This window comes from Actinomycetota bacterium (genome assembly GCA_005774595.1).
Classification (GTDB): domain Bacteria; phylum Actinomycetota; class Coriobacteriia; order Anaerosomatales; family D1FN1-002; genus D1FN1-002.
Genome location: VAUM01000051.1, coordinates 1 through 9,151 on the forward strand (window position 1 = coordinate 1; position 9,151 = coordinate 9,151).

At 71.0% G+C, this 9,151-nt stretch carries 10 protein-coding genes; all 10 read right to left on the bottom strand.

The features are described from left to right. Positions 1-1,088: 1-deoxy-D-xylulose-5-phosphate synthase (locus FDZ70_03440; protein TLM78884.1), on the bottom strand; the 1,088-nt coding region annotated here is incomplete at its 3' end. Positions 1,089-1,208: 120 nt separating this feature from the next. After that, positions 1,209-1,607 (bottom strand): exodeoxyribonuclease VII small subunit, encoded by a 399-nt coding sequence (gene xseB, locus FDZ70_03445; GenBank protein TLM78885.1) that lies wholly within the window; start codon positions 1,605-1,607, stop codon positions 1,209-1,211. After that, positions 1,600-2,052: a transcription antitermination factor NusB gene (nusB, locus tag FDZ70_03450; protein TLM78886.1), complete on the bottom strand. Its 453-nt coding sequence runs from the start codon at positions 2,050-2,052 to the stop codon at positions 1,600-1,602. Before nusB ends, xseB begins: the two co-directional genes overlap by 8 nt. Positions 2,053-2,073: 21 nt before the next feature. Further along, positions 2,074-2,412 carry an Asp23/Gls24 family envelope stress response protein gene (locus FDZ70_03455; GenBank protein TLM78887.1) on the bottom strand — a complete coding sequence of 113 codons (339 nt, stop codon included), beginning with the start codon at positions 2,410-2,412 and terminating at the stop codon, positions 2,074-2,076. Positions 2,413-2,417: 5 nt separating this feature from the next. After that, entirely contained in the window at positions 2,418-3,794 is a 1,377-nt protein-coding gene (gene accC, locus FDZ70_03460) for an acetyl-CoA carboxylase biotin carboxylase subunit (protein ID TLM78888.1), read from the bottom strand. A 2-nt stretch (positions 3,795-3,796) separates the two neighbouring features. Then, positions 3,797-5,674: an acetyl-CoA carboxylase biotin carboxyl carrier protein gene (gene accB, locus FDZ70_03465; protein TLM78889.1), complete on the bottom strand. Its 1,878-nt coding sequence runs from the start codon at positions 5,672-5,674 to the stop codon at positions 3,797-3,799. A 117-nt stretch (positions 5,675-5,791) separates the two neighbouring features. Then, positions 5,792-6,352: an elongation factor P gene (efp, locus tag FDZ70_03470; protein ID TLM78890.1), complete on the bottom strand. Its 561-nt coding sequence runs from the start codon at positions 6,350-6,352 to the stop codon at positions 5,792-5,794. 63 nt (positions 6,353-6,415) lie between these two features. Further along, the gene (locus tag FDZ70_03475; GenBank protein ID TLM78892.1) at positions 6,416-7,468 is read right to left on the bottom strand and encodes an aminopeptidase P family protein; all 1,053 of its coding nucleotides are present in this window, start codon (positions 7,466-7,468) and stop codon (positions 6,416-6,418) included. Between the two features lie 35 nt (positions 7,469-7,503). Then, a complete protein-coding gene (gene aroQ, locus FDZ70_03480) occupies positions 7,504-7,947 on the bottom strand; it encodes a type II 3-dehydroquinate dehydratase (protein TLM78891.1) in 444 nt (147 codons plus the stop codon). Between the two features lie 14 nt (positions 7,948-7,961). Further along, complete coding sequence (gene aroB, locus FDZ70_03485) at positions 7,962-9,041, bottom strand: 3-dehydroquinate synthase (protein TLM78893.1); 1,080 nt, start codon at positions 9,039-9,041, stop codon at positions 7,962-7,964. Positions 9,042-9,151: the final 110 nt, after the last annotated feature.

Genomic DNA, 9,151 nt, shown 5'->3' on the forward strand with positions numbered 1-9,151 from the left:
TCGTGGAAGCGCCCGGGATACCGCTCCGCGAAGGCCGCCAAGCCGGTGCCTGAGGGCATCGCCGCGGTGATGGCGTGGATGCGCTCGTCCTCGGCGGCCTCGCGCACGAGCGCCGCGCCGAACACGTCGGTGTAGGCGGGCCCGCCGGACGCCTTCTCGGCCTTGCCCGACTCCACCGAGAACGGCCCGACGCCGTGGAACGACTCGGCGTTCTCCTCGGCATGGCTGTACCCCTGCCCCTTGCGCGTGACCGCGTGGATGATGACCGGGCCGCCCGCCTCCTTGGCCGCCTCGACGGCGCGCTGGACCATCGCGATGTCGTGGCCGTCGATGAGGCCGACGTACTTCAGGCCGAGCTCCTCGAAGAGCATGCCGGGCACGAGGAGCTGCTTGACCGAGCCCTTCGCCGCCTCGCCCGCCGCCACGAACGCGGCGCCGATCCGCGAGCGTGACAGCGCACCCTCGATGTCGTCGCGCAGACGCATGTAGCGCCGGTCGAGCCGCGCGCGGCCGAGGTACGCCGAGAGCGCGCCGACGTTCTTGGCGATCGACATCTCGTTGTCGTTGAGCACGACGATCATGCTCGTGCCGAGGTGGCCGAGGTGGTTCAGAGCCTCCCACGCCATCCCGCCGGTCATCGAGCCGTCGCCTATGACCGCCACGACGGTCTCGTCGCCGCCCCGCGCGTCGCGCGCGGTCGCGAGGCCGAGTGCCACCGAGAGCGAGTTGGAGGCGTGGCCCGTGTCGAAGACGTCGTGCGGTGACTCGCTGCGCTTCGGGAAGCCGCACACGCCGCCGTACTGGCGCAGTGTGCCGAACCGCTCGAGACGGCCGGTGAGCAGCTTGTGGACGTACGACTGGTGCCCGACGTCCCAGATGACGCGGTCCTTCGGGGTGTCGAGCGCCCGCAGCAGGCCGATGGTCAGCTCGACGACGCCGAGGTTCGGCGCGAGGTGGCCGCCGGTCGATGCCACCGTCTCGACCAGCGTCTCGCGGATCTCCTCGCACAGCGAAGCGAGCGTCGGCGCATCCATGCCCTTGAGGTCCTCGGGCTCGGAGATGCTTTCCAGGATGGGGTGCGTCGTCACGCTGCTCGGTCCTCGAAGATCGCCGGTCGACAGTCCGCGGCCGCGCGCGGCCGCCGTGCACGAGCATAGTCCCCGCCGGCGAGGCCGCTCAAGGGCGCCACGCGCAGCGTGACCGAGGCGTTACTCGGCGTCCCGGGCGTCTTCCGGCGCGCCTTCGGCCTCCTCCGAGGGCTCCTCGGCGGGCTCGGGCACGTCCTCGGGGTCGTCTGGAGCGTCGGCGTCGCTCTCCGCGTCGTCGGCGTCACCCGTGGTGTCACCCGTGGTGCCACCGGTGACGCCGGCCTCCCCGGACGCCACCGCACCCTCCTCGGCCTCCGCACCCTCCTCGCCCTCAGCCTCGTCGACCGCGCTGCGCCACTCGGTGTGGTCGAGCAGCTCCGTGCAGCGTCCGGCGATCTTCACGCCCTCCTCGAGCAGGTCGAGGCACTTCTCGAGCGGCGTGTCCTTGTCACGCACCTGCGCGGTGATCTCCTCGAGACGCGCCTTGGCGGACGCGAAGCCCGCGTACTCCTCAGTCATCGGGACCTTCCGTGGCCGGAACGGGACCTTGCGAGCCCGAACGCGCGGCACGCTCCTCGGCGAGCCGCCCCAACACACCGTTGACGAACTTCGACGAGTCGTCGCCGCCGTAGACCTTTGCCAGCTCCACCGCCTCGTTGATGGAGACCGAGGGGGGCACGTCGTCGAGGTAGAGTATCTCATAGGCCGCCAGGCGCAGGATGTTGCGGTCGACCACCGGCATCCGGCCCAGCGCCCAGTTCTCGGAGATCTCCGAGATGGCGCCGTCGATGGTCGCCTGGTGCGCCTCGACGCCCAGCACGAGGTCCCGGCAGAAGTCGAGCGGCTCGCCGTCGTCCGGGTTCCACGCGTGCGCCTCGAGCACGCGCGACGCCGACGCACCCGTGATGTCGCACTGGTAGAGGATGTGCATCGCCTGTCGGCGGGCCTTCGTGCGCTCGAGCATGCGGCGGCCCTCGCTGACCGGCTACTCGTCGAACGAGATGGCGTCGACGAAGATGTCGACCGCCGACACGGGCCGCCCGACCTGGCCCGTGATAGCGTCCGAGACCGCGCAGCGCACGTCGGCGGCGATGTCGCGGATCGGGCGCCCGTACGTCACCTGGATGTGGATCGTGACCACGATGCCGCCGGACTCGTCGAGCGCCACGTCGATCTCGTGGCGGCCGGCCTTCTGCACGAGGCCCGCGATGCCGGCCCCGCCGAGTGCCGAGACGCCGTCGATCCCGGTCGCGGCGACCGACACGATCTTCTCGAGCACCGCAGGTGACAGCGTCGTGCCGTCGATCTCGATCTGCTCGGACACGCGCGCTACACCTCCGTCGCCGGCTCGGGGTCGGCCATGGCGGTCTCGACGAAGTCAGTATAGACCTCGCCCGACTGGAAGACGGGGTTGTCGACCACGGCGCGATGGAACGGCAGCGTGGTCGGGATGCCGATGACGATGAACTCGTCGAGGCAGCGCCGCGCGCGGTCGATGGCCTCCTTGCGGGTCTCGCCCCACACGATGAGCTTGGCGATGAGCGAGTCGTAGTACGGCGGCACCGAGTAGCCCGAGTACATGTGCGAGTCCACGCGGACACCGAACCCGCCCGGCGGGTTGAACACCTCGATGCGGCCCGGATGCGGCCGGAAGTTGTGCGCGGGGTCCTCGGCGTTGATCCGGAACTCGATCGCATGCCCGCGGACCTGCAGGTCCTCCTGGCGCGTGTGGCGCATGACCTCGCCGGCCGCGATGCGGATCTGCTCCTTGATGATGTCCACGCCGCTGATCTGCTCGGTCACGGGGTGCTCGACCTGCACGCGCGTGTTCATCTCCATGAAGTAGAAGCGCCCGTCCGTGTCGAGCAGGAACTCGATCGTGCCGGCGTTCACGTAGTCCACGGCCCGGACGAGCCGCACGGCGGCCTCGCCCATCGCCGCCCGCGTCTCGGGCGTGAGCGCCGGCGAGGGCGCCTCCTCTACGAGCTTCTGGTGCCGCCGCTGGATCGAGCAGTCGCGTTCGAACAGGTAGACCGCGTTGCCGTGACTGTCGGCGAGCACCTGGATCTCCACGTGGCGCGGCCGCGTGAGGTACTTCTCGAGGTAGACCGTGTCGTTGCCGAACGCCGCGGCCGCCTCGGTGCGCGCGGCGGTGAAGCCGATCCTGAGCGAGTCGGGGTCGGTCGCCACGCGCATGCCCTTGCCGCCGCCGCCCGCCGACGCCTTCACGAGCACCGGGTAGCCGACCTGCTCGGCGAAGCGCAGCGCGTCGGCGACGTCGTCGACCGGCCCGTCGCTGCCCGGCACCACCGGCACGCCCGCGGCAGCGGCCGTGGCGCGCGCCACCGCCTTGTCGCCCATCCGGTCGATGGCGTCCGCGCCCGGGCCGATGAACACGAGTCCGGAGTCGGCGCACGCCCGCGCGAACGCTGAGTTCTCGGCGAGGAAGCCGTAGCCCGGGTGGACGGCCTGCGCGCCCGTGACCAGGGCGGCGGAGATGATGTTGGCCATGTTCAGGTACGACCGCGCCGACTGCGCGGGCCCGATGCAGACCGCCTCGTCGGCCAGCCCCACGTGCAGGGAGTCACGGTCCGCCTCGGAGTAGACGGCGACCGTGGAAACGCCCATCTCCTTGCACGCGCGGATGACGCGCAGCGCGACCTCGCCGCGGTTGGCGATCAGTACCTTCGCGAAGCGGTCCGCCACGCTCAGGCCACCGGCTCGAGGTAGAACAGCACAGTGCCGTACTCGACCGGTGAGCCGTCCGTCACGCAGATCTCGCGCACGATGCCCGGCGCGTCGGCCCCGAGCTCGTTCATCAGCTTCATGGCCTCGAGGATGCACAGCGTCTGGCCCTCGTCGACCTGCGTACCGACCTCGACGAACGAGTCGGCGCCCGGGGACGGCGAGCGGTAGAACGTCGCCACCATCGGCGAGGTCACCGCGACCCAGTCGGCGCCGCGCGGGCCGGCGTCGGATGCGCCTGAGCCGTCGGGCGCGGGTCCCTCCTCGGGCCCGGGCACGGGCACGCTGACGTCCACGGGCGGCGCCTGCGTGACGGGCGCGGACGAGGCGGAGAAGCCGCCCTTGCGCACCTCGACGCGGGTACCGGCCTCCTCGACCACGACCTCGGTGATCTCCGAGGTCTCGACGATCTTGATCAGCTCGCGGATCTGGTTGACGTCCACGGACTCTCCCTCCGTGACGGTGCGGACCTCTTCGCCCGTCATGAACACGGTCTTCTCGACGCCCTCCTGGTGGAGTGTCAGGTAGTTGCGCGCCTCGTTCGGGAAGAGGGCGTACATCAGCACGTCCTCCTCCGACTTGGCGAGCTCGCCGATCTCCTCTTCCATCTGCGCATATGTCGTGGTCACGAGCGAGCCCGGGCGCACGTCGGGCGCGAGCGGCTCGTCACGGCCCAGCGCGCGGGCGACGATCTCGGCCGACATCGGCCCGGGCGCCCTGCCGTACATCCCGCGGATGTAGTCCTTCATCTCCTGCGGGATCACGGCCCACCGCTTGCCCGTGAGCACGTTCATGACCGCCTGCGTGCCCACGATCTGCGAGAGCGGCGTCACGAGTGGTGGGAAGCCGACCTCGGCGCGCACCTTCGGGATCTCCCTGAGCACGTCGGGCAGCCGGTCGGTCGCCTTCTGGATCTCGAGCTGGCTCACCAGGTTGCTCATCATGCCGCCGGGGACCTGGTGGCTGAAGACCTCCATCGACAGCAGCGAGGTCACGCCGCGCTTGATCTTCTTGGCGGAGCGCACGCCCTCCCAGTACTCGGCGATCTCGAACAGCAGGTCGAGGTCGATGCCGGTGTCGTAGGGCGACTCCTTCAGCGCCGCGACGATCGTCTCGACGGCCGGCTGGCTGTTGCCGAACGCGAGCGCCACCACGGCCGTGTCCACGATGTCGGCGCCCGCCTCGGCTGCCTTCACGTAGTTCATCGGGGCCATTCCGCCGATGTAGTGGCAGTGCACGTGCACCGGCAGCCCGACCTGCTCTTTGAGCGCCCGCACCATGCGCTCGGTGCGGAATGGAGTGAGCATGCCGGCCATGTCCTTGATGCAGATCGTGTCCGCGCCGATGTCCTTGAGCTGGTGCGCGTAGTCGATGAACGAGTCCAAGGTGTGCACCGGCGAGATCGTGTAGCTGATAGCGCCCTCGAAGTGCGCCCCGCACTCCTTGACCGCCGCGGCCGCCACCTCGACGTTGCGGATGTCGTTCAGCGCGTCGAAGACGCGGAACACGTGGATGCCGTTGCGCTTCGAGGCATGCACGAAGCGGCGAACGATCTCGTCGCTGTAGTGCCGGTACCCGACGAGGTTCTGGCCGCGCAGCAGCATCTGGAGCGGGGTCTTCGGACAGTGCTGCTTGATGACGCGCAGCCGCTCCCACGGGTTCTCGCCGAGGAAGCGCAGCGACGCGTCGAACGTCGCGCCTCCCCACACCTCGAGCGACCAGTACCCGACCTCGTCCATCTTCGGGAGGATCGGCAGCATGTCACCGAGCGTCATGCGCGTCGCCCACAGCGACTGGTGCGCGTCGCGCAGCGTCGTGTCCGTGATACGGATCGGCCTCATGCCTCACCTCACCTCGTCTCGCTCGGTCGTGTGCGGGTACCACACCGCCGCGGCGCCGCCCCATCGCGGCCCGCGCACGGTCGAAAGAGTATAGCGTGTGCGGAGCTCGGTTTGCGCCTAGACGCGCTTGACGAAGCGGCCGTCGCGCGTGTCGACCTGCAGGCGGTCGCCGGCTTCGACGAACATCGGGACCTGCACGACCGCGCCGGTCTCCAGCGTCGCCGGCTTGGTGCCGCCCTGGACGGTGTCGCCCTTGAAGCCCGGGTCGGTCTCGGTCACCTCGAGCTCGACGAACATCGGCGGCTCGACGCCGACCATCTCGCCATCGGCGGTGAGCACCTCGACGGTGTCGCCTTCCTTGATCCACTTGGCGGCCTCGCCGACGAACCCGGCATCGAGCTCGAACTGCTCGTAGGAATCGTTGTCCATGAAGTGCAGCGCCGTGCCGTCCGAGTACAGGAACTGCAGGCGGCGCATCTCGACGCGCACGTCGTCTACCTTCTCGCCCGCGTTGAACGTGACGTCGACGACCTTGCCGGTGTCGAGCTCCTTGAGCTTGGTGCGCACGAACGCGCCGCCCTTGCCCGGCTTGACGTGCTGGAACTCGACGATGATCCAGCGCTTGTCCTTGTAGACGATGCACATGCCGTTCTTGAACTGGTTCGTGGAAACAGCCATCGCGTGGTCCGTGCCCTTCCCTCGTGCGAGCGGCGCCGCCCTCTCGCGGGCGCACCGCGTCTCTCAGCCTGCCTCGATCAGGTCGCGCGGTGCGGCGGAGAGCACCGTGCAGGCGCCCTCACCGACCACGACCAGGTCCTCGATTCTAACACCGCCCATGCCGGGCAGGTACGCGCCCGGCTCCACGGTCACGACCGCCCCGGCGGGCAGCGGCTGCTCCGAGCCCGAGCCCACGCCGGGCAGCTCGTGCACCTCGAGCCCGACTCCGTGGCCGAGCCCGTGCCCGAACGCGTCGCCGAACCCGGCATCCGCGAGCACCGCGCGCGCGACCGCGTCCGCGTCCCTGCCGACGGTCCCGGCGCGCACCGCCGCCCGTCCGGCCTCGTTGGCGGCGAGCACCGCCGCGTGGATCTCGCGCTGCCGCTCGCTCGCCGCGCCCACGCAGAACGTCCGCGTGAGGTCCGAACAGTAACCCCGCACGCGTGCGCCGATGTCGACCACGACGAGGTCGCCGCGGGCAAGAGGGCGCGTCCCCGGGACCGCGTGCGGACGCGCCGAGTTCTCGCCGCCGGCGACGATCGGCGCGAACGCCACGCCTTGCGAGCCGGCCCGGCGCATCCCGAACTCGATCTCGAGCGCCACGTCGCGCTCGGTCGCGCCCGCCCGCAACAGGGCGGGCACGCGTGCCATCGCCTCGTCCGCGAGCCGCGCGGCCGCGGCGATGCGCTCGACCTCCTCGGGCTCCTTGACCCGGCGCAGGCCCTCGACCCACGCCGCGGTGCGCACGTCGGCGCCGGGCAGCGCGGCGACGGCCTTGCCGAACGCCGCGTGCGTCACGCACTCCTCGAGCACCGGCGCTGCGGCCCCGACCTCCACCAGCAGCTCGCATGCCCGTCCGAGCACGCTGCCGGAGACCGACTCCACCTCCCACGGCGTACCCGAGGCCGCGGCACGCGCGGCGTCCTCGTAGCGCGAGTCGGTGACCACGAGCGCGGCGTCCGCTGTCACGGCGCACACCGCGCCGGAGCCGTCGTCGAAGACGTCCTCGAATCCGGTCAGGTACGCGACGTTCGCCGGATGCGAAGCAAGGAACACATCCGCGCCCTCATCGGCCATGCGCGAGCGGAGCGCCGCGAGCCGCGGGCGGCAGTTCACGATGCCGCGTCGGCCAGGCCCGCCGCCGCGCGCACTCCCAGAACGTACGAGCGCGCGCCGAAGCCCGAGATCTGCCCGGCGCACACGGCCGCGATCACGCTCTCGCGCCGGAACTCCTCGCGGGCGGCGATGTTGCTCAGGTGCACCTCGACCACGGGCGCGGCGCACGCCGCCACCGCGTCGCGCAGCGCGTGCGAGTAATGCGTGAACGCACCGGGATTGAACACGACCGCGCCGACGCCCGCTGATGCCGCCGCCTGCAGGCGGTCGATGAGCTCGCCTTCGTGGTTCGACTGGAAGAACTCGACCTCGACGTCGAGGGCCGCGGCTTCCGACGTCACCATCGCCTCGATCTGCTCGAGCGTCACGGTGCCGTACACGTCCGGCTCCCGCGTGCCGAGCATGTTCAGGTTCGGGCCGCTCATCACCAGGATCCGCATCCGTCCTCGCTCCTTCATCGCTGCGCGCCGTAGGCCTCGACGTGGCGCTTGAGCACGTCGGCCTCGACAGGCACGACCTTCCACGTGCCGGGCTCGCTGACCAGGACGAACCGCACGGAGCCGTCCCGGGCCTTCTTGTCCACTCGCATCCCGCGCATCACTTCATCCGCAGGCGCGTCAACCCGCATCGCAGCAAGCCCGAGCGCGTCCAGCAGCGCGCACTGCGCCTCGCTCGACGACGCGGGAGCGCCGAGCACCTCCTCGGCGAGCACGCCCGCGAACCGGATGCCCTCAGCGACCGCCGCGCCGTGGCTCATCGCCCCGTAGCCGGCGGCGCGCTCGAGCGCATGCCCGTAGGTGTGGCCGAGGTTGAGGCATTCGCGGCGCCCGGCCTCGCGCTCGTCCGCGGAAACGACGCCCGCCTTGAACCGCACGGCGCGCTCCACCATCTCCGGCACGAGGGACCGGTCGCGCCCCGCGAGCGAAGGCGCATTCGCCGACATCCACTCGAAGAACTCCCCGCCCTCGAGGATCGCGGCCTTCGCGACCTCGGCCAGCCCGCTCGCCCACTCCGCGGCGGCGAGCGTATCGAGGCACGACGTGTCCGCGACGACCGCGACCGGCTGCCAGAAGACGCCGGCGAGGTTCTTGCCGGCCGCGAGGTCGACGCCGGTCTTGCCGCCGACCGAGGAGTCGACCTGCGCGAGCAGCGTCGTCGGCGCCTGTGCGAACGACACGCCACGCATGTACACCGCAGCGCAGAAGCCGGCGAGGTCGCCGACCACGCCGCCGCCGAGCGCGAGTACGAGATCGCGCCGGCCCAGCCCCGCCGTCGCGAACCGCTCGAGCACGTCGCCGGCGCGGTCCCAGCACTTCGAGCCCTCGCCGGCCGGCACGGTGATCGGGCTCACTCGGAAGCCGGAACCGAGCAGCGAGGAGAACGCGCGCTCGCCGTAGTCTCGCCAGACGTTGTCATCGGTGACCAGCGCGACGCGTTCGGCGCCGCAGGCAGCGCGCAGCGTCTCACCGAGCGACCGCATCGCCTTCGGGCCGATGACGACCGGGTACGACCGGTCGCCCAGCTCGACGGTCACCCGGCGCTCGACGGCGCCGTTCACGGACGGGCCCCCGCTCCGGCGTGCATCGCGAGCGCGGCGAGCACGGCCACGGTCACGCCGTCCGGCGACTGGTGCCGCGTGTCGAC

Excerpts from the sequence above, each read along its gene's own strand:
- efp (TLM78890.1), bottom strand. The coding sequence starts at position 6,352 with ATGGCTGTTTCCACGAACCAGTTCAAGAACGGCATGTGCATCGTCTAC.
- aroQ (TLM78891.1), bottom strand. The coding sequence starts at position 7,947 with ATGCGGATCCTGGTGATGAGCGGCCCGAACCTGAACATGCTCGGCACG.
- nusB (TLM78886.1), bottom strand. The coding sequence starts at position 2,052 with ATGCTCGAGCGCACGAAGGCCCGCCGACAGGCGATGCACATCCTCTAC.
- FDZ70_03475 (TLM78892.1), bottom strand. The coding sequence starts at position 7,468 with ATGGCCGATGAGGGCGCGGATGTGTTCCTTGCTTCGCATCCGGCGAAC.
- accB (TLM78889.1), bottom strand. The coding sequence starts at position 5,674 with ATGAGGCCGATCCGTATCACGGACACGACGCTGCGCGACGCGCACCAG.
- xseB (TLM78885.1), bottom strand. The coding sequence starts at position 1,607 with ATGACTGAGGAGTACGCGGGCTTCGCGTCCGCCAAGGCGCGTCTCGAG.